The following is a 22027-nucleotide window of genomic DNA, read 5'->3' on the forward strand; positions in this document are numbered from 1 at the left end:
CGGGTTTGCGCAGACCAGGATCGGATTCCGGGCACCGGGCGACCGGCTCCGGTGCCGAAGACGATCACCCGCAGTCCCGGCCCGGCTTTTCCCTGTTTCACCCCAATAGCCGAGTCATCGGCCCGGCCCGAGGCACCCGGTTGGCCTATCGGAAGCCGATCATCGCTCCGATGTGGACGCTCGCATCCCGTCGAGGATGAGCGCCAGCCCGTGCTCGAAGCGCCGGTCGTGGTCACTCGCGGCGAGCACCGCCGCGTGCGCCGCCGGGAACCTCGCCGGATCCGGCGCCGCGGGCACCTCCGCGCGGTTGGCCGCCTGCTGCTCTTCGAGCGTCGTGCCGAGCACAAAGTCGGTCAGCACGCCGATCCCGCGCAACGCGGCGTCCGGTGTGAAGCCCGCTTTGCCGAGCATCTCGAGGACGCTTTCGACGTGCTCCCAGCGTTCCCCGATCGGCCGGGCCGCGCTCGCGAGCAGCGCGCCGTCGCGATGGGCGAGCATGCCGCGGCGGATCCGCCGGGCCATCCAGGCGAGCCAGGCATCCCACTCGGCTCCGGGCCCCGGCGCGCCGTCGAGGCCGTCCATGGCGGCCATGGCCGCGGCGTGCATCTCGTCGAGCAGATCCTGCTTGTTCTTGAAGTGCCAGTAGAGCGTCGGCGCCTGGATGCCGAGTTCCCTGGCGAGCTTGCGCAGCGACAGGTTCTCCAGCCCGACCTCGTCGAGCAACCGCAAGGCCGTCTTGACGACCTCTTCGCGCACCAGGGCCATAACACTCCTTCCATAACCCGAAACATTAATCTAACAGTGTTCGAGAAGGATCGCCGACCGGGTTCGACCGTCTATTCCGGACCACGCCGGGTAATGGTCCGCGAAATTGCGCGACAGGTTTCTCACCTAGCGATAATCCGCACCGGTGCGCTCTCCGCAACGACCCGGCAAGAGCATGTCCAGTGGGCTGGAACGGTTCAGCGACTTTGGTCGGATGACAGCACGTGATTCCTTGACCAAACGGACATTCGGACTTATGGTCTAGACCACATTCACGTGAGCCGCTCCCCTATTCGCCGAACACCGTTGTTCCGCCGTTTGGAGCCTGCAATGAACCTGAAGCGCAAACTCGCCGTCGCCGCTGGGGCATTACTAGCCCCGATCGTCGTGATCACCGTTCCGGTGGGAACGGCCAGCGCGCACGGCTACGTTTCGTCACCGCCGAGCCGCCAGGCCTTCTGCGCACAAGGCAAGGTCTCGAACTGTGGCCCGATCATTTACGAACCGCAGAGCGTGGAAGGCCCCAAGGGGCTGACCAGCTGCAATGGCGGACTTTCGCAATTCGCGCAGCTCGCGGACGAAAGCAGGAACTGGCCGACCACCTCGGTCAGCGGAACCGTCAACTTCACCTGGACGCTGACCGCGCGTCACGCGACCAGCACCTGGGAATACTTCATCGGCGGCACCAAGGTCGCCTCGTTCAACGACGGCGGCGCGCAACCGGGGGCCACCAAGACCCACGCGGTCAATCTGAGCGGTTTCTCCGGCCGCCAGAAACTGCTGGCCCGGTGGAACATCGCCGACACCGCCAACGCGTTCTATTCGTGTGTCGATTTGCAGATCGGTGGCGGAAACCCGACAACCCCCACGACACCGCCGACCTCCACGAGCACTCCCACCACTCCGCCGACCACTCCGACGACGTCTCAACCGCCCGCCGGTGGCACGTGGCAGGTGAATACGCCTTACTCGGTCGGCCAGACGGTCACTTACGGTGGCGCGACTTACAAGTGCATTACCGCGCACACTTCGCTGCAGGGCTGGGAACCGCCCAACGTCCCCGCACTGTGGCAGAAGCAGTGAAGTTCCGCATCGCGCTGGCCGCCGGTCTCCTCACCCTCGCCGGGTGCGGGTCCGGCGGCCCCGCCGCGCCCGCCACCGAGTTCAACCAGACCGACGTGATGTTCCTGCAGATGATGATCCCGCATCACCAGCAGGGCATCGATATCGCGCGGCTGGCCAAGGAACACAAGCTGCGCCCCGAGATCCAGGTGCTCGCGAACGCCATCGACGTGACCCAGGTCAACGAGGTCGCGGACATGAAGGCCTGGCTCGAAGGCTGGGCACAGCCGCAGACCGCGGGCGCGGCGCCGGAAATCCACGCACACCACGGCGGCACGCGCCTGACCCCGCCGGACGAGGTGGCCGAACTGAAGGCGGCCAAGCCGGAGGAGTTCGAGAAGCTGTTCGTCAACATCCTCACGGCGCACCAGCACAACGCGGTCGAACTCGCGCAGACCGAGGTGGCGGGCGGCGCGGCCTTCAAGACGAAGGACCTGGCGAACCGGATCGTCCAGTCGCGCACCGGGGAGATCAAGCAGCTACTGGGTTTTCTCGGCTGAGGGCACCAGGAACTGGCCGACCAGCGGCAGCAGTTCGCCTGCGACGTGGAGCGCTTCGGAGGTTTCCACGTCGGGCACCGAGTAGTGCTGGTGCCCGGCCGCCGTTGTGGCGGTCAGCGTCGCCAGCCCGGCGCGGCGCTGGAAGAACGACCGGCGCACGTTCCAGCCGACGATCCCCTCGCGGGTGAGCACCACACGCCGCCGCACGAGTGAGCCGTGCCCGCTGACCAAAGCCGAGCCGACGACCGCGTGCCCGAGGTTGCGGTAGCGGTCGAACGCCAGCGCGGCCGCGATCGGCACCACGATCAGGGAACTCAGCGCGACACCGATCGTCACGAGATCGATGGCCCACAAGAGGAAAGCCAGCCCGATCAGCACCGCGGCGCCGGCGAAGGCCCTGGTGTACCGGCGACGGCGGGCCTGCGGGCCGTGCTCGACGAGGTCCGCGCTGAGCGGCTCCGGCGCGCCGACGATTGCCGCCACGCGAACGGCTTCCTCACGGGGCGCGGGTGGCAACAGCACCGTGCCGCCCCGCTCGGTGCCGCGGCCGACGCGCAACCCGGTGGTGATCGCCAGCAGCTTCGCGCCGCGCACCAGCCGCAGCAGCAGCGGTTCGCTGACCTCGACGCCGCGCAGCCGCCGCTCCTCGATGGTCGTGGACCGCTTGTTGATCAGCCCGCGCGAGATGTGCAGCGTGCCGCTCTGATGCCTGCTGAGCCGGAAGTTCCAGTACGCCAGCACATAGCCCGCCGTCGACGCGACGATCACCACCACGGCGAGCACCCCGACGATCTCGGCGATGTCCTGCGCGAGCGGCGCGTTCTCCAGGTGCCGGAAGAGCACCCGCAGCGGGCCGAAGCGGTCGAGGTCGCCCTCCGCCTCGGACAGCACCCGCGACAGCGCGGCGCCGAGGACACCGACCGTGACCAGCCCGGACAGCGTGAACGGCCCGAACCGGATCCATTTCGGATCAAGCTCGGCGAGCGTGGTCTCCGGCGGCTTGAGGTCGGCGACGTCGGTCTCAGCCGTGACAGGACTCCGATGCAGCAACTCATCGCGCAGCCGCTGGGCCTCGTCGGCGGTCAGCGCGTCGAGCTTGATGCCCTCGTTCCCCTTGTCGGACCGCCCGGTGCCGACGGTGACCGCGGCCAGCCCGAGCACCCGGTGCAACGCCTGCGCGTCGATGTCGACGGTGCGCACCCTGTCGGTCGACACGGTCAGCACTTGCTTGCGCAGCAAGCCTTTCCGGATCTGCACCTGCCGCGGCGTGACGCGGTACGTGGTCGTGAACCAGCGCAGCACGCCGAGCACCACCAGCACCCCGACGCCGAACAACGTCCACCACGGGCCACGTCCGGTCGACGCGCCGACCACCAGGATCGCGAGCAGGCCTGGCAGCGCGCGCACGACCTCGTTGAGCGGGTGCACCAGCAGCATCTTCGGGCTGAGCTTGCGCCAGTCCGTCTCGGTCTCGGCCGACGCTTCCGGCGGCGCCCACGGCGACGTCACGTCGCGTCCCCTTCGGTGGCGACGGTGTTGCCGGTGAGCTCCTCCGCCGCACGCCGCGCGGTCTCCTGGTCAAGGCCGTGGATCTTGATCGGGCCCGCCGACGAGGCGGTGGTGACCGTCAGGTTCGCCAGCCCGAACATCCGCTCCAGCACACCGCGTTCGCTGTCGACGGTCTGGATGCGCGAGACCGGCGCGATCCGCCATTCCTGGTCCAGCCAGCCGGACCGGGTGTAGACGGCGTCCGGGGTGATTTCCCAGCGGTGCACGGCGAACCGCCACCGCGGCATGACGAGGATGTGCGCGAGCGCGACCACCGCCGAGACGAGGAAGACGACCAGATGCGGGGTGGCGCCGGTCTCGTCGTCGACCAGCAGCCACACCACCTGCGCACCGAAAAAGAAGACCCAGCTGAACGCGGCACGGCACGCCCAATACAGCTTCGCCTTCGGACTGACACGGTTGCGGGGCTCCCGTAGCTCGACCGCGCCCCCTGACTCGCTCATGGCGTCACCCTAACACTGTTCGGGACGCCGGTGGTGAAGATCAGCGATCACCCCCGCGAACAGGTCGTTCTCGGGCACGGTCGTCTCGACCAGGGACCGGGCGAGGTGGTAGTCCTCGGTCGGCCACGCCCGCTGCTCGATCTCCAGCGGGCACGACCGTTCCGGCCCGTCCGGGTTCACCTGGGTCTCGTGCGCGAGCAGCGCGCGCAACCGCGTCGGATACCACTCGGCACACGAGACCTGGGACGTGATGTCCCAGGTGCGCATGGAGTCGTCCCAGCCCGCGAGCACTTCGGCATGCGGCGAGTACAGCCCGGCGGCCGTCATGCCGTCGTAGAGCGCCTGGAAGTACGCCTTGCTGAACGCGCAGATGTAATACAGCTTCAGCGGCTTCCACGCCTCGCCGGTTCCCGGGTAGCGCTCCGCGTCGCCCGCCGCGTCGAACGCCGCCATCGTGACCTGATGGGTCTTGATGTGGTCGGGATGCGGATAGCCGCCGTTCTCGTCGTAGGTCATCACGACATGCGGCCGGAACTCGCGGATCGCCCGCACGAGCGGCGTCGCGGCGGTCTCGACGTCTTCCAGCGCGAAACTGCCGTCGGGCACCGGCTCACCGTTCTTGGGCAGGCCGGAGTCCATGAACCCGAGGAAACGCTGCTCGACTCCGAGGATCTCGCGGGCCCGTTCCATCTCGGCGCGGCGCAGCCTGGGCAAGTCGGCCCAGACCTCGGGCCGGTCCATGGCCGGGTTGAGCACGTCGCCGCGCTCGCCGCCGGTCATGGTGCAGACCAGCACCTCGGCGCCCTCGGCCGCGTACTTGGCGAGCGTCGCGGCGCCCTTGCTGGACTCGTCGTCGGGGTGGGCGTGCACGGCCATCAGCCGGAGGCCGGCACGCGGCCGGGAAGTGGATTCGGTCATCGGCCCTCCTAGGTCGAGCCCGAAAGCTAGCCCGATCCAAAAGTTATGTCAAACCTAACTATTGGCGCGGCCTAAAGTTGCGCGTATCCTCTGATGCCATGGAGACACACGCCGCGGTCGGGTTGCGCGATCGCAAGAAGCAGGAGACCCGCGACCGCCTGGCCCACGTCGCGACGCTGCTCTTCATCGAGCGCGGCTTCGAGAACGTGACGATCGCCGAGATCGCCGCGGCGGCCGACGTGTCCAAGATGACCGTCACGAACTACTTCCCGCGCAAGGAAGATCTCGTCTTCGACGCCCACGAAAACGTGGTGGACAGCCTCGCCAAGACGCTGCGCGATCGGCGTCCCGGCGAGTCCGCGCTGCGGGCGCTGCACCGGGAGTTCGTCGGCTCACTCGACGCGAACCGGCCGTTGAACGGCCTTTGCACCACCGGCTTCGCCCAGCTCGTCCACGACAGCGAGCGCCTGCGCGCCCGCGAACGCGAACTCGACGAAAAGCGCGAAGCCGCACTGGCGGACGCGCTCGCCGCGGAAGCGGGCGCCACCGACCCGGCGCCCGTGCTGGTGGCCGCCCAGCTCGCGGCCGCCCACCGCGTCCTGGTCCACCGCGGGCGCGCGCTCATCCGCGAGCGCACCGGACGCCAAGCCGTGCGCGCCGAACTGACGGAACTGGCCGAGTCGGCGTTCACACTGCTCGAACCCGCACTCGGCGGCTGCTACGAGCGCTGACCGTGGAAGGCCTCGATCACTTCCTGAACCCGCAACCCGCTCGCGAAGTCCGCCAGCGCACGCGGATGCTTGCCCCGGATCGCCTCGGCGAACAGCGAAAGCCTTTCCGCGTCGGATCCCCGTGGCCCGCTCAGCGTCACCGGCGTCCACTCCCCGCCGTCCGACACGAACAGCTGCGCCCAGTTCCGCAGCAGATAGGACCGCCGCGTCCCCCACAGCACCCACTCGTACAGCTCAGGCGCCGCGATCCCGGCGAACCCTGAAACGTGCACCGGCACGTCCCCGGCCCGCAGCAGGCCACGTGCCGCGACCTCGCCCTCCTCAGGCGCGTCAAGACCGACGTCGACCGCCTCAAGCGGCCCGAGCAGCCGATCCGTCAGGTAGACGAAGTGCGAAAGCACCTCGCGCACGAACCCGCCTTGTTCTTTGCCTGCCACCCAGGTCGCCGTCGCCTGGAAGTCCCTCGGCCAGCGCGGGAAGTGCAGCCGCACATCGACGCCCCGCACCTCGCCGACCTCCCCGTCGGCGAGCGCGCGCTCGACCTCGAGCACGGCGTCCCGGTTCGACAGCGCGAAGTTCACCGCGGCCGCCACGCCCTGCTCACCGGCGGCCTCGACCATGCGCCGCCCGTCCTCCAGGCTGACGGCCAGCGGCTTCTCGCAGAACACGGCCTTACCGGACCTGATGGCCGCGATCACCGGCTCGGCATGGAACTTCGGCGGCGTCGCGAAGTAGACCGCGTCGACGTCACCCGCCTCCACGATCTCCCGCACATCCGCGGCGAACGGCACGTCGACCCGTCCCGCGGCCTCCGGGTTCACATCGAAGACCCGCACGACCTCGAACTCGTCCAACGACCGGGCCGCGGCGACCATCTCCGTGCCCATCACCCCGAGCCCGACCACACCGAGCCGGACCGGCTCACCCCGAATTCCCATGCGCGGAGTCTCTGCGAAACCCCGCCCGACTTCAAGATCCTTACGATGTGGGCTTGCACTTAGGCGCACTAGCCGCCGCGGCCATCAGCTCAGGCGACCCTGCGATGGGCGACACCGGATCGACGGCCTCCATCACCGCGTTCTGCGCGGCGTTCATGGCCTCGATGGCAGCATCGAGCGCCTTCGAGTCCCCCGCCTTCGCCGCCTCCAGCTTCGCCTTCCCGTTGGCAGCGGCATCACGAGCGGCCGTGAACTTGTCCACAAAGGACTTCCTGGCACTTTCCCCCACCGGCACAGCCGAAGCCCCGATGGCGTTCAGCTCCTCAACGGCCTTCCCCGCCAGCTCGGCATACCGCCCCAGACTCTCCCCAATCGTCTTGGCGGTAGCCACCTCGGACTTCGGCCGCTTCTTCGCATCCTCATTGACGGCCAGCCGATACCCATGAACAGCCCCGCAAAGCCCATCCATCCAGGCAACAGCCTTCGCATCAGCCCCCGGAGCCGAAGTAACCGTCGACGTGGCCACAGTCACACTCGTAACCGGCGCGGGAGCCCCACCCCCAGAGCACCCACCAACGACCGCCCCTAGGAGCCCAGCCACCCCAGCAACCCCCACCCAGCGCAAACCCATCCCAAGTCTCCCCTTCAAGAGCTCAACCTGAGACCAACACGCACCCCACGACCCCCAGGTTGCCCCCAACCCGAAAAACCTCCCCCGACCGCCATCCACCCACCCGAAGGAGGTCGTGAGTGTTTAGACCGGTTAGAACCGGCCGGAACACTCACGACCCCAAACCCCGGCTGACCGAGTTGAGGATCTCGCAAGGTGGGCCGGTGAATCTCGCGGTGGGAAGGGTCACCCTTGCCGGTCAGCGACATATGCGACGACCGGGGCCGTCATCTCACTCGGTTCTTCGCGATGTTTCGTATCTTCTTGGTCCTGCCGGACTCGGCGAGCAGGCCGAGTACCGGAGCCGACGTCGATTCTTCGGCAAGGAGGCGCTGCATCCAGTCCGTGACCTCCGCCAATTCCTCCGGGGTCGGCACTTGACCGTCCTCGACGGAGAGGTAGAACAGCCAGTCGCGAATGCGCTGGCGGATGAACTCGCGGTGTCCCTCCGCTTCGAGCCGATCCAGTTCCGGCAGGACGGCAGCGGCCCACCGCTGGAAAGAGACGGGATCGGTTGCCTTCCTTGCGATCTCGTCCACGAGCGCCACGATCGCGGTCTTGGCGGTCAGCTCTTCAGGGTCACGCAGAATCGTGGCCACGATCGCGCGGTCACCCGCGCGGTCTTGCGAGTCGGCCACCGCCGAAACCACGCGCTGATAAGCAGCGGATCGTACATGCTCGTCCGCGACGGCCTCGTCAATGTCCACATCGGCGATCCCGGCGCCCGCGAGCAATGCGGTCAGATCCGCGCGTAGTGTCATTCCCTCATCACCCATCGCAAGGCTTATTGGCGGCGGCTTTCCTTGCCTCTTCCTCCCGCTGTGCCGCCTGGTTCCGCTTGCCCAGTTTCCTGACGGCCTTCCTGATCTCCTTTTTGTAGTGTTCCACGATTTGCCTCTGCTGACTTGAGAGGTCTGGCTGGTTGTGGAGCGGGTAACCGTTCGGGCCGATCCTGACTTCCCGCCCCCGGCCGGTGACATGGGCGTGCGCCGGCTTGTCGGCGTCGTATTCGTGAACGACGATGTGCACCCCGTTCTTGATGACATCGAGAAGGGACAACCCGAGCGGGTCGAGCCACGTAAGCGGGTTGGGCACATAGCTGTGCGGCGCGTAGCCACCGGCGAGGCCGAGCGGATCAGGACTGAAGTACCGTGCGGTTTCCGGGTCGTAGTACCGGAAGTAGTTGTAGTTGAGCCCGGACTCCGGATCGGCGTACTGGCCGGGGAACCGCAGCGGCGTCGCCGCGGTGCCACCGCGGGCGATCGGCAGCCCCCACGCCGTGGTCTGCCCGAACCACGCCAGGTTCCCGTACTCGTCCACCAGCTCGGTCGGTGTGCCGACCAGGTCGGTGACGATCGCGTAGAACCTCTCGTCGGTGCTCCCCGAACGCTCCACCTGGACGAGTGGCCTGTGCGATTACGGGTCATAGTCCCAGGTCACCGATTGTTCGTCCGTGATCTGTTCGGCGAGCGTCGTCCCGTCCCAGACGAAGTCGATTCGCTCGGCGATCTGACCACCGGCGTGCCGCTCCTTGGCGACCCGCCTGCCCAGCGCGTCATAACGGTATCGCCAGTCGGCGTTGTCGGGGGTGACCAAGCCGATCAGCTGGTCGTCGGCATTCCACGTGTACTGCCACACATCGGCGCCACGCTGCTTGCGCGTGACCCTGCCTTGCTGGTCGTACTCATAGCGCAACGCACCCGCTTCATGGAGCAGGGTTCCCGTGTAACGCCACTGTCCGGACGGAGCCTCGCCATGCCTGGCCACGGTGGTCAGGTTTCCCGCCACGTCGTACCGGTAATGCTCAGACCACCGTTGGCCGTGCACCTGCTCGACCCTGCCGAACCGGTCGAGATCGAATCGGCGCGATCCGTTGATCTGATCGGCGACAGCGGTGACGTTGCCGTCCAGACGGTACTGGAAAACGCGATGTTGCACCGGTTTGTTCGAGCCGGCCAGCATGGTCTGGCTGACCAGCTGGTCGTTCACGTCCCACGACTGCGCGAAGCGCAGACCCGCCGGGCTTGTTCTGGTGGTTTCGCGGCCCGCGGCGTCGTAGGCGAACGCCAGCGTGCGGCCGCCATTGCGCAGCGCGACCGGTGAGCCGGCGTCGTTGAACTCCCACGTTGACACCGTGCCGCTCGGCGTCTGCCTGCGGACACAACGGCCAAGCGCGTCGAATTCCGATGTGACGGTTCGGCCGTTCACCGTCTCGGTCAGCACTCGCCCGAGCGCGTCCCTGGTCAGCACGATGTCCGAGTCGCGGCTCGACGCCGACACGAGCCGCCCGGCCGGGTCGTAGGCGAAGTTCATCGTGTCCGTCGGGGACCGCGTCGTCACGACGTTGCCGCGAAGGTCGCGGTGGTAGGTGGTGGTCTGCCCGGCTCCGTTGGTCGTGCCGGTGAGCTGGCCTGCCGCGTCCCGCTCATAGGTGGTCACGCGGCCGTTGAAGTCGGTTTCGCGCACCAGGAAACCGGCCTGGTCGTACTCGTACCGCCACACCGAGCCCTGCGCGTTGGTGACCGTGGTCAGGTTCAGTTCGGTGTCGTAGCCGAATTCGATGCGGCTGCCGTCCGCGTTGACCTGCGCGACCGGCAGGTCGAAATGGGTCGTGGCGACCGACAACAGCGGACCATCACCCACGGAGTACTCGGCGAAGTTGCCCTCTGGGTCATGTCGCCACCGTTCCACCGTCCCGTCTGGCCGCGTCCTGGTGAGCGGCTTGCCCTCCACGGTCCAGGTCGTCCTGGTCGAGGCGCCCAGCGGGTCGACCGTCGTGGTGATCCGGCCGAGTACGTCCCGGCTGATCCGGGTCGTGTGGCCGAGCGGATCGATGACCGCGACGGGCAGGCCACGGGCATCGGTTTCGATCCGGTGCACGCGGCCCAGCGCATCGGTTTCGGTCCGGCGATGCCCGAGTTCGCTGTAGCCGTATCGGGTGACCGCGCCGGTCGGATCCGTTTCCTCGATGAGGTTGCCGCGGTCGTCGCGCCGGTAACGCCAGTGCGCGCCGTCGGTGTCGGTGATCACGACGGGCAGGCCATGCTCGTCCTCGACGGAGGTGGTGCCGCTGCCGTCCGGATAGACGATACGAGTGGGCTCCTCGCTCCGGCCGTACTCGTATCGGGTCGTGCGGCCCAGCGGATCCGTTTCCGCGGTGACCCGGCCGTACTCGTCGTGCTCGAACCGCCTCGTCGCACCGAGCGGGCCGACCTCGCGGATCAGCTGCCAGTTGTCGTTGAAGTGGTAGGCGCTGACCGCGCCGAGCGAGTTCCGATAGGTGGTAACCCTGGTGGCCTGGTCATACTCGATCGAGCAAGCGAGCGCGCCACCACTTCCCTCGGTACTGACGACCTGGCCGGCGTGGTTGTAGTGGTAGGAGTACCAGTGGCGGTTGCGGTCGATCCATTTGGTAACCCGGCCGTCGCCGTCGTACTCGAACCGCATGGCCCGGCCGGATGAGTTGCGCACGGCGGACAGGCGGCCTCCGGCGTCGTACTCGTAGGTGGCCAAGGAAATGTCGGTGCTGGCCGCGTGCGTCATGCGTAGACCGGTGATCCGGCCATTCACCGTATCGACGGCGACGCGGTAGCCTCCGGAATGTTCGATCGCCGTCGGCGTGCCCGCGGCATCCCGGACGATGGTGACGCGGTTGCCGTTGCGGTCGGTGATCGCGGACAACGGCGCGTGCGTGGTCTCTCCGGTTCCGGCCGCGGCCCGGAAATGGCGGATCTGCCCGTCCACTGGGCTGGTGACGGTGAACTCGCCTGCGGAGATGAGGCGCAACGGCCAGCGGGCGCCGTGCGACGGCAGCACCGAAGTGCCGTCCGCCGGCGGCGTCGGATAGGTCAGCGTGACCCCGTCCGCGCCGACGTAGCAGACACCGGCCGCGTCCGACTCGACCCGCTGGTCCACTGTGGACGCCCAAGAAGGGCCGAACGACCGGCCGAGACGATAGGTCGAGATGTGCGTCCGGCGCAGCACCAGTGGAAGCACGCCAGCAAGCTCGACATCGGTCTGGGACATCAGCATTTCACCGGTGGCCAGGTCGACCGGGTCGCCACCCGTGCACTTCCCCTTGTTGGAGCGGCCGTCCTTCGCCGGGTCGGTGTTGCCGCGCGCGCTGGTGTCGTTCGGCTTCGTTGACGCGTTCTGTGGCTTCGTCGGCGAGTGGCCGCCGGGCGTCGAATCCGGGCTCGAAGGCGTGCTCGGCGAGCCATCCGGCGCGGAGCTCGAGGACGGTGTGTGGGCGCTCGGCGACGTCGAGGAACTCGGTGTGGTGCCCTCGCCTTTCGGCGCTTGGACATCCGGGCCGTCTGCCCTCTTCGCGGCTTTGGCCGCGGACGGGCTCGTGCCGCCGCCTTTGCCGAGCTTCTTGCCGAGCTTGGACAGTTTCTCGATGATCTCCCCGAGCTTGTCCACGATCTTGCGGATCTTCGGCGCGACATTGCCGATCGTCTTGACCAGCTTGCGGATCAGATCGGAGACCTTGCTGATCGCCTTCGTGATCGCGGTCGTCGCCTGCGCGGCGACCAGCGGTGTCGCGAACCCCAGCGTGCACGCCTCTTCCAGCGCCCAGGAGATCAGCTTCCCGACCAGCTCGGCCACCAGATCACGCACAGTCTCACGGACCATGGCCACGACCTGGCCCATCACCATCACGCCCGTGGAGATCCCATCGGCGAGCGTCGCCGCACCCGCGAACGCGTCCGCCTGCTCCGCGACCTCACCGCGATAGGCATCACCTGCGGCGCCGGTCCAGCCCGCGGTCCCGTTCTTGGCCTCGTTCGAGAAGTCACTCGCGATCGCGGTGACCTCTTTGGCCACATTCGCCCACGTGTCGGAATACGACTGAATCACCGGCGGATCACCCGCCAGCCAATCGAGTGCCTCCTTCAACGGCTGCACATGCTCGATCAGCCACGAAACGCCGTACTGCGCCAGCGTCCCGATCGGATCGAGTGCCAGCGACAGGACTTCGAGCCCGACCCCGAGCGCGCCCAGGCCACCTTCGACCCAGGAGCCGTCCTTGACCCCGTTCGCCAGATCGACCGCGGACTCCGCGATCCCGATCCCCGTCACCCCGGTCGTCTGCGACTGAGCCTGCGCGACCAGCGGATTCCCCTCAGGCACCAGCGACCTCCCCGTTCAGCCAGCCCTACGACGAACCTAGCCCATCAGCCGGGGATAGAACCTCGCCTCAACGCCAACGGGGCCTCTACCAGGGGTAAGTCCCTGGTAGAGGCCCCGAAGGGTGGAGTTCGTGCAATGACTGTCGTGGTGGAGGTGCCGGGAATTGAACCCGGGTCCTCTGGCGGATCATCAGGGCTTCTCCGTGCGCAGTCCGCTGTGTCTCTACTTGACCCCATCGATCTCGCGAACAAGCCGATGTGACGGGCCCAGCCACTGTTTGTTTCCTAACCGGGCCCCGTGGCCGGGACCGGCAGTACTCCTCCTAGCTGATGCCGGGATCCGGGACGGAGGAACTCCCGGGCCGACAGACTCGCACTACTGCTTAGGCAGCGAGGGCGAAGTCGCGCTGATTGGAATCGGCGCTTATTGGTTTGCCATGACGCTCAACAGTGGTCTCTGGCCTGCACTGGCACGCTTCACCTGAATCAACGTCCAAAGTCGAAACCGTTCACCCCCTGGGTGCTGTCAGTGGTACACAACCTGTCCATCATAACTCCTGGTGTCCACCCGTTATTCCGGCTGGTGGGGTTAGCCCCACCTCCTGGATGCCCGTGCGCACCATGGCCGCTGGTGGCACCGGCCGCGCATGCTGGGTTCCTGCTGAGAGAGGAGCCGGTCATGGAGCGCAGAGGTGCGTCCTTCAGCGGGTCGCTGGTGTACCTGCTGATGAACTTCCCGCTGGGGGTCACCGCGTTCGTGGTGCTCATGGCGCTGGTGCCCGCCGGGGTCGGCACCGCGGTCGTGTGGGTCGGGCTGCCGGTGCTGATGCTGGTGTTCCTGCTGCTCAAGGGCGCCGCGCGGGTGGAGAGGGCGCGGACGTACGCGCTGACGGACACTTTTGTGGCGATGCCGTATCTGCCGTTGCCGGAAGGCGGGCACTGGCCGCGCTGGAAGGCGCGGCTGCGTGACGCGCAGACGTGGCGTGACCTGGCGTACTTCCTGCTGCTGTTCCCGGTCGGGGTCGCCGAGTTCTGCCTGCTGGTGGGGTTCTGGGCGACCAGTCTCGGCCTGGTGGGGCTGCCGATCTACTTCCGGTACCTGCCCGATGGCGCCTGGTACTTCCCGCGCTGGGACGACCTGCGCTGGATCACCGTCGACTCGACCGTGGAGGCGCTACCGTGGGCGGCACTGGGGGTGTTGTGCGTCGCGCTGTCGGTCGCGCTGACCAAGGCGATGGCCGCGCTGCACACCCGGTTCGCGGCGGCACTGCTCGGCCCGACGGCCCGGCGGCGTGAGCTGCTCGAAGACGAACTGGTGGAGCGGGAACTGAGTGTGACGAGCCGATGACGACCGAACTGGACCAGCCGCGTCCGCATCCCGCGAAGGCGATCGGCTACATGATCGTCTCCTTCCCGTGGCGGCTGCTGCAGTTCGTGCTGATCGTGGTCCTGATGGCGGTCGGGATCAGCACGGTGGTGATCTGGGTGGGCATCCCGATCCTGATCGCCACGACCTCGCTGACCCGGTGGTTCGGCGACGTGGAGCGCCGCTGGGTGCGGTCGGCGCTGGCGGCTCCGCTGCCGGGGATCGAGCGGAGCCCGACCGAGGGCCTGAGCATGCTGCGCCGCTGGCAGGTCCGGCTGACGGATCCGACGACGTGGCGGGACATGGCGTATCTGCTGCTCGCGTTCCCGATCGCCTGCGCGGAGTTCGCGCTCGGCCTGGCGTCGATCGTCCTGGTGCCGATGGCGATCTGGGTGGTGCCGTGGATCGCCTGGGCGCACGGCAGGCTGGCGATGTGGCTGCTCGGCCCGAACAAGACCGCGCGGCTGGAGGTCAAGGCGGAGCGGCTGCAGGCCTCGCGGGCTCGCGGTGTCGACGCGGCCGAAGCCGAGCGCCGCCGCATCGAGCGCGACCTGCACGACGGCGCCCAGCAGCGGCTGGTGGCGGTGGCGATGAGCCTCGGCCGCGCGAAGGCGAAGTTCGAGCGTGACCCGGAAGCGGTGCGCGCGCTGCTCGACGAGGCGCACGTGGACGCCAAGCTCGCCGTCTCGGAGCTGCGCGACCTGGCCAGGGGCATCTACCCGGCGGTGCTGGGCGACCGCGGTCTCGACGCGGCGCTGTCGGCGCAGGCGGCGAAGTCGCCGATCCCGGTCGACGTTTCCGTCGACGTCGAACCGCGCCCGCCGGCGGCCGTCGAGAGCACGGCGTACTTCATCGTCGGCGAGTGCCTGACGAACATCGCGAAGTACGCGGAAGCCTCCGAAGCCCGCGTCAAGCTGTGGCGCACCGACGACACGGTGGTCGTCGAGGTCACCGACAACGGCAAGGGCGGCGCCGAGATCCGCCCCGGCGGCGGACTGGCCGGTCTCGCGGACCGCGCGGCCACGATCGACGGCGTCATCACCGTGGTGAGCCCCGTCGGCGGCCCGACGGTCATCCGCGCGGATCTCCCCTGCACCTGGTGAAGCCCGGCCCTGGATAGGGTGTGAGCCTCGGGAAAAGCCGAGTCACACATCTTGGGGGCCCGCATGCGGGTAGTGATCGCCGAAGACGCAGTGCTGCTTCGCGCGGGCGTAACGAGGCTGCTGGAAGACGAGGGCATCGAGACGGTCGCGGCCGTCGACAACGGCGACGACCTGCTCGGCGCGGTCAAGGAACACCGCCCCGACCTGGCCATCGTCGACGTCCGCATGCCGCCGACGTTCACCGACGAGGGCCTGCGCGCGGCTATCGGCGCCCGTAAGGAGATCCCGGGCCTGCCGGTGCTGGTGCTGTCCCAGTACGTCGAGGAGAGCTACGCCGTCGAACTGCTTTCGGGCGGCGCGGGCGGCGTCGGCTACCTGCTCAAGGAACGTGTCGCCGATGTCGCGGACTTCCTCGACGCGGTCCGCCGCGTCGCGGGTGGTGGCACCGCTATCGACCCGGACGTCATCGCCCAGCTCATGGCCCGCGGCCGCAAGAACCCGCTCGACGCGCTCACCAACCGCGAGTCCGAGGTGCTCGGCCTGATGGCGCAGGGCCTGTCGAACACGGCGATCGCGAACTCGCTGGTCGTCTCGCACGGCGCGGTCGAGAAGCACATCGGCAACATCTTCGCCAAGCTCGGCCTCGAAGCCAGCTCGGAGGAGCACCGCCGCGTCCGCGCGGTGCTCACTTACCTCGGCCGCAGCTGAACGCTCGTGAGCGTTGCGGGCGGTTCTAACCGCCCGCAACGCTCACGACCCCCGCGCAGCACCACACGGGACCAGGGCCGGTGTAGTCGTGAGTGGTACGGCCGGTTCTAACCGGCCGGAACACTCACGACTCCCGTTTACTGGGCCCACGGCGGCGCGATGACCATGCCGTTGAGCTTGCCCTCGATGCCACGCGACGTGCAGACGGTGAGCACCGCGGGCTCGTCGCCCGGGTTACTCAGCAGCAGCGGCGTTTCCGGCGGCAGGATGACCGCGTCGCCGACGGCGGGCGAGTGCGCCTCGTCGCCGACCTCGATCGAGATCGACCCCGCGCGCAGCAGGAACACCTCTTCCTTGCTGACCGTGTGCCGCTCGCTCTTCGCTCCCGGCGCCACCTCCAGCTGCCAGATCGCCAGTTCGGTCGAGCCGCGGCTCGGCACCGCGAGCGGCCGGAAGACGAAACCGTTGTTGTTGTCGATGGCCGGAGCTTCGGACAGCGTGACCAGACTCATGTACCCCTCCAGATGGTCAACTTGCTTGACTTCCAATACAGTAAAGCAGATTGACCAAACTAGTCAAGCAGCTTGTCCAAATTAGTCAGGCAGCCTGCTCAGAGCGGTCAAGTAGCCTGCCCAAATTGGTCAAGCGGCCTGCCCAAAACAGGCAAGCAGACTGACCAAAACGGTCAAGTCGCTTGCCCAACGCAGTCAAGTCGCTTGCCCAACGCAGTCAAGTCGCTTGCCCAACGCAGTCAAGTCGCTTGTCCAAAACGGTCAAGTTGCTTGCCCGAGGCAGTCAAGTAGCCTGACCAAGACGTCAAGCGGCTTGTCCGAAGAAGGGAAAACCCGTGCTCCAAGGCGACCTCCCCGCCCTGCTGGCGATGAGCTTCCGCGCCGTCATGGACCAGATCCACGCCCAGCTCGACGCCGACGGCTTCGCCGACGCCCGCCCCGCGCACGGGTTCGTCTTCCACTTCCTCTCCCACCAAGGCAGCGCCACCGCCGTCGAGATCGGCGACCACCTCGGCATCACCAAGCAGGCCGCCGTCCAGCTCGTCGACGAACTCGAGAAGCGCGATTACGTCCTGCGCACCCCGCACCCGACGGACCGCCGCAGCCGCTCGATCTCCCTTTCCCCACGCGGCTGGCTGTGCATCGAGCGCGTCGTGGCGCTGTCCAGGCAGGCCGAGGAACGCTGGGCGAACCTGGTCGGCCACGAGCGTTTGGACCAGCTCAGGACCGACCTGCTCGCCTTCGTCCAAGACGCGGCAAGGGAACGCCCGGTGACGCTGCGTCCGGTGTGGTGACTCTCTTCACCCGAATCGACGGCGGCACAACGCAGTTCGCTCACCTACCATGGTCGGAACTCGCCAGAGCGAAGGAGTTCCCGATGTCAGCGTCCGAGCGTCAAGCCCGCTTCTTCGGCGGGCCGCTCGACGGCCGCGTCCAGGAACTCGGTGAGACCGAACCGGTGAGCGGAACCGTCGTCCGGCACGTGCACCTCCACGAAGGCCCGAAGATCGAAACGCACTACGCGTTGGGCCACAGCGAAGTCTCGGGCTGGGAATACCGCCTCTGCCCGATCGTCGAGCCGCACGAGGACTGCGAGCCGAGGTAGGGAAAGCCCCACCAAGAACCCAGGGAAACCCGAACTCCGATACGGCGGCTCGCACCGCTGTGCGCGAAGCCCGATCGGGCGAGGCTCTTTCCCATGCACAGGGACAAATTCCTCGACGTCGTCAGGGCGGGCGCCATCCTCGCCGTGGTGGGCCAGCACTGGGCGATGCCCGTCCTCTCCTACGCCGACGGCCATCTCTCCACCGGCAACGCCCTCGCGACGCCGGGCTGGTGGGTGGTCACCTGGCTGTCCCAGGTCATGCCGCTGGTCTTCTTCGCGGGCGGCGCGGCCAACCTGATGTCCTTGCGCCGAGCCGCTTCCTCCCGAGACTGGCTGGCGAACCGCGTCCGCCGTCTCGTGCTGCCCGTGCTTCCGCTGATGGCGCTCTGGCTCGTCATCCCGGATGTGTTGCTGGAGTGGGGAATCCCGAAGCAACCGGTCGAGGTCGCCGGCGCCATCGCGGCGCAACTGCTCTGGTTCCTCGCCGTCTACCTGCTCACCGTGCTGATCACGCCGCTGATGGCCGCGGCCCACCGCCGCTTCGGCCTCGCCGTCCCCGCCGTCATGGCGGTCGCGGCGATCGGCGTCGACATCGCCCGCTTCGCCGACTTCGGGCTCGTCGGCTTCGCCAACGCCGTGTTCGTCTGGCTCGCCGTGCACCAGCTCGGTTTCTTCTACGCCGAGGGCGGACTCGGCGCGCTCACTCCCCGCAAGGCGCTCGCGCTGTCCGGCGCGGGCTTCGGCATCACCGCGCTCATGGTCGCTTTCGGACCGTACCCGGCGAGCATGATCGGGATGCCCGGCGCACCGGTGTCCAACATGAGCCCGCCGACCGTCCTCCTGTTCTTCCTCGCCGTCGGCCAGATCGGGCTGCTGCTGGCGCTCAAGCCGAAACTGCTCGCCTTCGCCGCCAACCCGGCCATCGGCCGCGCGCTCGACTGGCTGGGCGCCCGTTTCATGTCCATCTACCTCTGGCACATGCCCGCGCTGATCGTCGTCGCCGGGATCACCGTCTACGGCCTCGGTTACGCCACTCCGGAGCCCGGAACCGTGCTCTGGCTGGCCATGACGCCGCCGTGGCTCGCCGGGATCGGGATCGTGCTCGCCTTGCTGCTCAAGGTTTTCAGCCGCTTCGAAGCGATGGGTAGGAAGACCGCGACCGCGGGCACGCCTCAGCTCGTTTTCGCCGCCCTGCTCGCCGCGGCCGGACTGCTCGGCTTGGCCGCCCATGGCTTCACCACGGCGAGCACGCCATTCAGCGGGCCGCTCCCCTGGGTCGCGCTCACCGTCGCCGGGTACGCCCTCTCCGGCCGCCGGATCCACGCGGCGCGGATCACCACCCGCTTCCTCGGCCACGCCGTCGCGATGACCGAATCGGCGAAGCTCACGCGCTGAGCAGGCGCAGCGGGGTGTCGTGCAGCACCCCGCGCAGGAACTCGGCGCCCAGGCGATCGTCGGCAGCCCAGCCGTCGATCGCCTGGAGCTGTGTCGCGTAGGAGTACGGGATGTTCGGGAAATCGGTGCCGAGCACGATCCGGTCGGCGAACTCGACGAGCCGATCGGCCCAGTCGGCCGGCAGCGGCGCCGTCGCCTCGGCGAACGGCACCCCGACCATCGTGGTGTCCAGATGCACCCGCGGATACCGCCGCATCAGCTCGAAAGCCGCGTCGTACTCGGGCATCGCGGCGTGCGCGAGCACCGCGGTCAGCCGCGGATGCCGCGCGAGCACTTCGCCGAACACCGACAGTCCGGTGTAGTCGCCCTTCAACGGTCCGTGTCCACAGTGGACAACAGCGGGGACCCCGGCGTCGGCCAGCGCGCCCCAAACCCCGTCCAGCAGCGGATCACGCGGGTCGTAGGCGCCGACCTGGACGTGCGCCTTGAAGCACCGCGCGCCCGCGCGCAGCGCCGAGTCCACAACGGACTCCGCGCCCGCTTCGGGGTAGAACGTGCCCGTCGGCACCGCGTCCGGCACCCGCGCGGCGAAGTCCAGCGCCCATTCGGTCAGCCACGCCGCCATCCCCGGCTTGTGCGGGTACACGAGCGGCGCGAACCGCTTGACGCCCAGTTCGCGCAACGTCGCCAGCCGGTCGGCCTCCGGCGTCCGGTAGTGGATCGGCCAAGCCGTCCCGTAGTGCTCCGAGGCGTGGTCGAAATAGCCCCAGACCTTGTCCATCACGGACTTCGGCAGGAAGTGGACGTGCAGGTCGACGAGCCCGTCCAGCCCGAGCGAACGCAGCCACCCCGGCACCTGCTCGTCGAGCATCAGTCGAACTTGCCCTTGAGCGCGCGGCCCATCGCCTTGCGGATGTCGCGGTCGGCGTCCCGCTTGGCCAGCGTCTGCCGCTTGTCGTAGGCCTTCTTGCCCTTCGCCAGCGCGATCTCGACCTTGACCTTGCCGTCCTTGAAGTACATCGACAGCGGGACGAGCGAGAGCCCGCCCTCCTTGGTCTTGCCGATCAGCTTCTCGATCTCACGGCGGTGCAGCAGCAGCTTCCGGGTGCGGCGCGGGGTGTGGTTGGTCCACGTGCCCTGCGTGTACTCCGGGATGTGCACGTTGCGCAGCCACACCTCGCCGTCGTCGACGGTCGCGAACGCGTCCGCCAGCGACGCCTTGCCCTCGCGCAGGCTCTTCACCTCGGTGCCGACGAGCACGAGACCGCACTCGTAGGTGTCGAGGATCGCGTAATCGTGGCGAGCCTTGCGGTTCGACACGATTACTTTCTGACCACGTTCCTTGGGCATGACGCGACTCTACGTGATTCCTTCTCGGCGGGCAGGCGGTTAAATCAGTGGCGGACGTACAGGCGCAGCGTGACGTAGCCGGTGACCGCCGAGATGAGCGCGGACACCAGGATCAGGATCGGCGTGACCGGGAACAGCACGTCCAGCAGCGAGATCTGCGGGAACACCTGGCCGTCGAACAGCGCGTCCAGGAAGCCGTACTTCAGCCCGACCAGCAGGCCGATCGACAGCAGCGAGCCGACCAGGCCTGCGACCATGGCCTCCAGGAGGAACGGCAGCTGCGTGTACCACCGGGTCGCGCCGACCAGCCGCATGATGCCGACCTCGGTGCGCCGGGTGAACGCGGAGAGCTGGATGGTGTTCGCGATCAGCATGAGCGCCGCGGCCGCGGTGACCACGGCCATGACGAACGCCAGGTCCCGCACCTTGTTGAGCTTGTTGAGGAACACGTCGAGGAACTTGTTCTGGTCGTCGACCTTGTCGATGCCGGGCTTGCCGGTGAACTCCGCGACGACGCCGGCACTGCGGTCCGGGTCCTTCAGCTTGACGTGGAACGAAGCGGGCAGCGCGTCGGGACGCGCCAGCGCGACCAGTTCCGGCTGGCTCTCGAAGATCTTCTTGAAGCGCTCGTAAGCCGCCTCGCGGTTTTCGAAGATGACCGACTCGACCGCGGTGTTGCTCTGCAGCTGGTCGCGCAGGCCGGAGCAGACCGACTGCGTGCAGTTCTTGTCACCCGCGCTGATGTCCTCGGTCAGGTGCACGGTGACCTCGACGTCGGCGAGGAAGTTCGTCCTCATCTTGTCGATGGTCCGCATGACCAGCAGACCGCTGCCGAGCATGGCGAGTGAGATCGCGGTGGTGAGGATCATCGCGATGGTCATCGTGAGATTCCGGCGGAGGCCGGTCACTACCTCGCTGAAGACGAAACTGGCGCGCATCGGGGTTCAGGTGTCCCTTGAGTTCGGCGGACTGCTGGCTAGGGCTGGGCTTTAACGGCCGACGCCGTAAACACCCCGGTCGTCATCCCTGACGACCCGGCCGAGCTGCAGCTCGACTACGCGGCGGCGCATGGAGTCGACGATCGAGTGATCGTGCGTCGCCATCAGCACCGTGGTGCCGGTGCGGTTGATCCGCTCCAGCAGCAGCATGATGTCCTGGCTGGTGTCGGGGTCCAGGTTTCCCGTCGGCTCGTCGGCGAGCAGCATCAGCGGGCGGTTCACGAACGCGCGGGCGATCGCGACGCGCTGCTGCTCACCACCGGAGAGCTCGTTGGGCAGCCGGTCGGCCTTGCTCTCCAGGCCGACCAGTTCCAGCACCTCGGGCACGACCTTCTTGATGGTCAGCTTCGGCTTGCCGATGACCTCGAGCGCGAACGCGACGTTCTCGGCGACGGTCTTGCTCGGCAGCAGCCGGAAGTCCTGGAACACACAGCCGATGGTCTGGCGCAGGCGCGGCACCCGGCGGCGGGCCAGCTTCGCGACGTCGAAGTTGGACACCATCACCCGGCCCTTGGTCGGCACCTCTTCGCGCAGCAGGAGCCGGAGGAACGTCGACTTGCCGGAGCCCGAAGGGCCGATCAGGAAGACGAACTCACCCTTGTCCACCTCCACGTTCACCCGCTCCAGAGCGGGGCGCGTGGACGTCTTGTAGACCTTGGAAACCTCTTCGAGCCGGATCACGGTTCGGCATACTACCCATGC

Annotated in this window: 23 protein-coding genes and 1 other RNA gene; 9 read left to right on the forward strand and 15 right to left on the reverse strand. The window is 67.8% G+C overall.

Annotated features, from left to right (window positions below):
- Positions 1 to 159 precede the first annotated feature (159 nt).
- A complete protein-coding gene (locus BLV57_RS33310) occupies positions 160 to 765 on the reverse strand; it encodes a TetR/AcrR family transcriptional regulator C-terminal domain-containing protein (RefSeq protein ID WP_091295939.1) in 606 nt (201 codons plus the stop codon).
- A 330-nt stretch (positions 766 to 1095) separates the two neighbouring features.
- Here BLV57_RS33310 and BLV57_RS33315 point away from each other — a divergent pair, with 330 nt between their 5' ends.
- Complete coding sequence (locus tag BLV57_RS33315; protein ID WP_091295942.1) at positions 1096 to 1848, forward strand: lytic polysaccharide monooxygenase; 753 nt, start codon at positions 1096 to 1098, stop codon at positions 1846 to 1848.
- Complete coding sequence (locus tag BLV57_RS33320; protein WP_143047212.1) at positions 1833 to 2387, forward strand: DUF305 domain-containing protein; 555 nt, start codon at positions 1833 to 1835, stop codon at positions 2385 to 2387. The genes BLV57_RS33315 and BLV57_RS33320 overlap by 16 nt, the downstream gene beginning before the upstream one ends.
- Here the strand turns inward: BLV57_RS33320 and BLV57_RS33325 are convergent.
- The 3 genes from BLV57_RS33325 to mca are packed head-to-tail and all read right to left on the reverse strand — an operon-like array spanning position 2367 to position 5317.
- The gene (locus BLV57_RS33325) at positions 2367 to 3896 is read right to left on the reverse strand and encodes a PH domain-containing protein (protein WP_245757620.1); all 1530 of its coding nucleotides are present in this window, start codon (positions 3894 to 3896) and stop codon (positions 2367 to 2369) included. The two genes, BLV57_RS33320 and BLV57_RS33325, sit on opposite strands and share 21 nt — an antisense overlap.
- Positions 3893 to 4399, reverse strand: a complete 507-nt coding sequence (locus tag BLV57_RS33330; RefSeq protein WP_091295947.1) for a PH domain-containing protein — start codon at positions 4397 to 4399, stop codon at positions 3893 to 3895. The genes BLV57_RS33325 and BLV57_RS33330 overlap by 4 nt, the downstream gene beginning before the upstream one ends.
- 9 nt (positions 4400 to 4408) lie before the next feature.
- A complete protein-coding gene (gene mca, locus BLV57_RS33335; protein WP_218134932.1) occupies positions 4409 to 5317 on the reverse strand; it encodes a mycothiol conjugate amidase Mca in 909 nt (302 codons plus the stop codon).
- A gap of 98 nt (positions 5318 to 5415) precedes the next feature.
- Between mca and BLV57_RS33340 the strand changes: the two genes are divergently transcribed.
- The gene (locus BLV57_RS33340; protein WP_091295950.1) at positions 5416 to 6048 is read left to right on the forward strand and encodes a TetR/AcrR family transcriptional regulator; all 633 of its coding nucleotides are present in this window, start codon (positions 5416 to 5418) and stop codon (positions 6046 to 6048) included.
- Here BLV57_RS33340 and BLV57_RS33345 read toward each other — a convergent pair.
- From BLV57_RS33345 to ssrA, 6 genes are all read right to left on the reverse strand, one after another.
- Positions 6036 to 6986, reverse strand: coding sequence for a Gfo/Idh/MocA family protein (locus tag BLV57_RS33345; RefSeq protein ID WP_218134933.1), 951 nt, complete (start codon positions 6984 to 6986; stop codon positions 6036 to 6038). The two genes, BLV57_RS33340 and BLV57_RS33345, sit on opposite strands and share 13 nt — an antisense overlap.
- Positions 6987 to 7026: 40 nt before the next feature.
- On the reverse strand, positions 7027 to 7512 hold the full coding sequence (locus BLV57_RS33350; protein ID WP_143047213.1) for a hypothetical protein: 486 nt from the start codon (positions 7510 to 7512) through the stop codon (positions 7027 to 7029).
- 371 nt (positions 7513 to 7883) lie between these two features.
- The gene (locus tag BLV57_RS33355; protein ID WP_091296068.1) at positions 7884 to 8417 is read right to left on the reverse strand and encodes a hypothetical protein; all 534 of its coding nucleotides are present in this window, start codon (positions 8415 to 8417) and stop codon (positions 7884 to 7886) included.
- 7 nt (positions 8418 to 8424) lie between these two features.
- Positions 8425 to 9051: an RHS repeat-associated core domain-containing protein gene (locus tag BLV57_RS33360; RefSeq protein ID WP_091295955.1), complete on the reverse strand. Its 627-nt coding sequence runs from the start codon at positions 9049 to 9051 to the stop codon at positions 8425 to 8427.
- Positions 9052 to 9072: 21 nt separating this feature from the next.
- Entirely contained in the window at positions 9073 to 12789 is a 3717-nt protein-coding gene (locus tag BLV57_RS33365; protein WP_091295958.1) for a DUF6531 domain-containing protein, read from the reverse strand.
- Between the two features lie 145 nt (positions 12790 to 12934).
- Positions 12935 to 13305: a transfer-messenger RNA gene (ssrA, locus tag BLV57_RS33370) on the reverse strand.
- 162 nt (positions 13306 to 13467) lie between these two features.
- Here ssrA and BLV57_RS33375 point away from each other — a divergent pair.
- From BLV57_RS33375 to BLV57_RS33385, 3 genes are all read left to right on the forward strand, one after another.
- Positions 13468 to 14136 carry a sensor domain-containing protein gene (locus tag BLV57_RS33375; protein ID WP_091295961.1) on the forward strand — a complete coding sequence of 223 codons (669 nt, stop codon included), beginning with the start codon at positions 13468 to 13470 and terminating at the stop codon, positions 14134 to 14136.
- Positions 14133 to 15257: a sensor histidine kinase gene (locus BLV57_RS33380; protein WP_091295964.1), complete on the forward strand. Its 1125-nt coding sequence runs from the start codon at positions 14133 to 14135 to the stop codon at positions 15255 to 15257. The genes BLV57_RS33375 and BLV57_RS33380 overlap by 4 nt, the downstream gene beginning before the upstream one ends.
- 63 nt (positions 15258 to 15320) lie before the next feature.
- Positions 15321 to 15965 (forward strand): response regulator transcription factor, encoded by a 645-nt coding sequence (locus BLV57_RS33385; RefSeq protein WP_091295966.1) that lies wholly within the window; start codon positions 15321 to 15323, stop codon positions 15963 to 15965.
- Between the two features lie 137 nt (positions 15966 to 16102).
- Here the strand turns inward: BLV57_RS33385 and BLV57_RS33390 are convergent, their stop codons facing one another.
- The gene (locus BLV57_RS33390; protein ID WP_091295968.1) at positions 16103 to 16477 is read right to left on the reverse strand and encodes a cupin domain-containing protein; all 375 of its coding nucleotides are present in this window, start codon (positions 16475 to 16477) and stop codon (positions 16103 to 16105) included.
- A 335-nt stretch (positions 16478 to 16812) separates the two neighbouring features.
- Between BLV57_RS33390 and BLV57_RS33395 the strand changes: the two genes are divergently transcribed.
- The 3 genes from BLV57_RS33395 to BLV57_RS33405 all read left to right on the forward strand — a co-directional run bounded on the left by BLV57_RS33395 (position 16813) and on the right by BLV57_RS33405 (position 18977).
- A complete protein-coding gene (locus tag BLV57_RS33395) occupies positions 16813 to 17271 on the forward strand; it encodes a MarR family winged helix-turn-helix transcriptional regulator (protein ID WP_091295970.1) in 459 nt (152 codons plus the stop codon).
- An 83-nt stretch (positions 17272 to 17354) separates the two neighbouring features.
- Complete coding sequence (locus BLV57_RS33400; protein ID WP_091295972.1) at positions 17355 to 17582, forward strand: hypothetical protein; 228 nt, start codon at positions 17355 to 17357, stop codon at positions 17580 to 17582.
- A gap of 93 nt (positions 17583 to 17675) precedes the next feature.
- Complete coding sequence (locus tag BLV57_RS33405; RefSeq protein WP_091295975.1) at positions 17676 to 18977, forward strand: acyltransferase family protein; 1302 nt, start codon at positions 17676 to 17678, stop codon at positions 18975 to 18977.
- Here BLV57_RS33405 and BLV57_RS33410 read toward each other — a convergent pair.
- The 4 genes from BLV57_RS33410 to ftsE are packed head-to-tail and all read right to left on the reverse strand — an operon-like array spanning position 18967 to position 22006.
- A complete protein-coding gene (locus BLV57_RS33410) occupies positions 18967 to 19848 on the reverse strand; it encodes an amidohydrolase family protein (RefSeq protein WP_091295978.1) in 882 nt (293 codons plus the stop codon). The genes BLV57_RS33405 and BLV57_RS33410 overlap by 11 nt on opposite strands.
- Complete coding sequence (smpB, locus tag BLV57_RS33415; protein ID WP_091295980.1) at positions 19848 to 20327, reverse strand: SsrA-binding protein SmpB; 480 nt, start codon at positions 20325 to 20327, stop codon at positions 19848 to 19850. Before smpB ends, BLV57_RS33410 begins: the two co-directional genes overlap by 1 nt.
- Before the next feature lie 44 nt (positions 20328 to 20371).
- Positions 20372 to 21265 (reverse strand): permease-like cell division protein FtsX, encoded by an 894-nt coding sequence (gene ftsX, locus BLV57_RS33420; protein ID WP_091295982.1) that lies wholly within the window; start codon positions 21263 to 21265, stop codon positions 20372 to 20374.
- A gap of 51 nt (positions 21266 to 21316) precedes the next feature.
- Positions 21317 to 22006 carry a cell division ATP-binding protein FtsE gene (ftsE, locus tag BLV57_RS33425; RefSeq protein WP_091295984.1) on the reverse strand — a complete coding sequence of 230 codons (690 nt, stop codon included), beginning with the start codon at positions 22004 to 22006 and terminating at the stop codon, positions 21317 to 21319.
- Between the last annotated feature and the right edge of the window lie 21 nt (positions 22007 to 22027).

The sequence above is a fragment of the Amycolatopsis xylanica genome, from assembly GCF_900107045.1.
Classification (GTDB): Bacteria; Actinomycetota; Actinomycetes; order Mycobacteriales; family Pseudonocardiaceae; genus Amycolatopsis; species Amycolatopsis xylanica.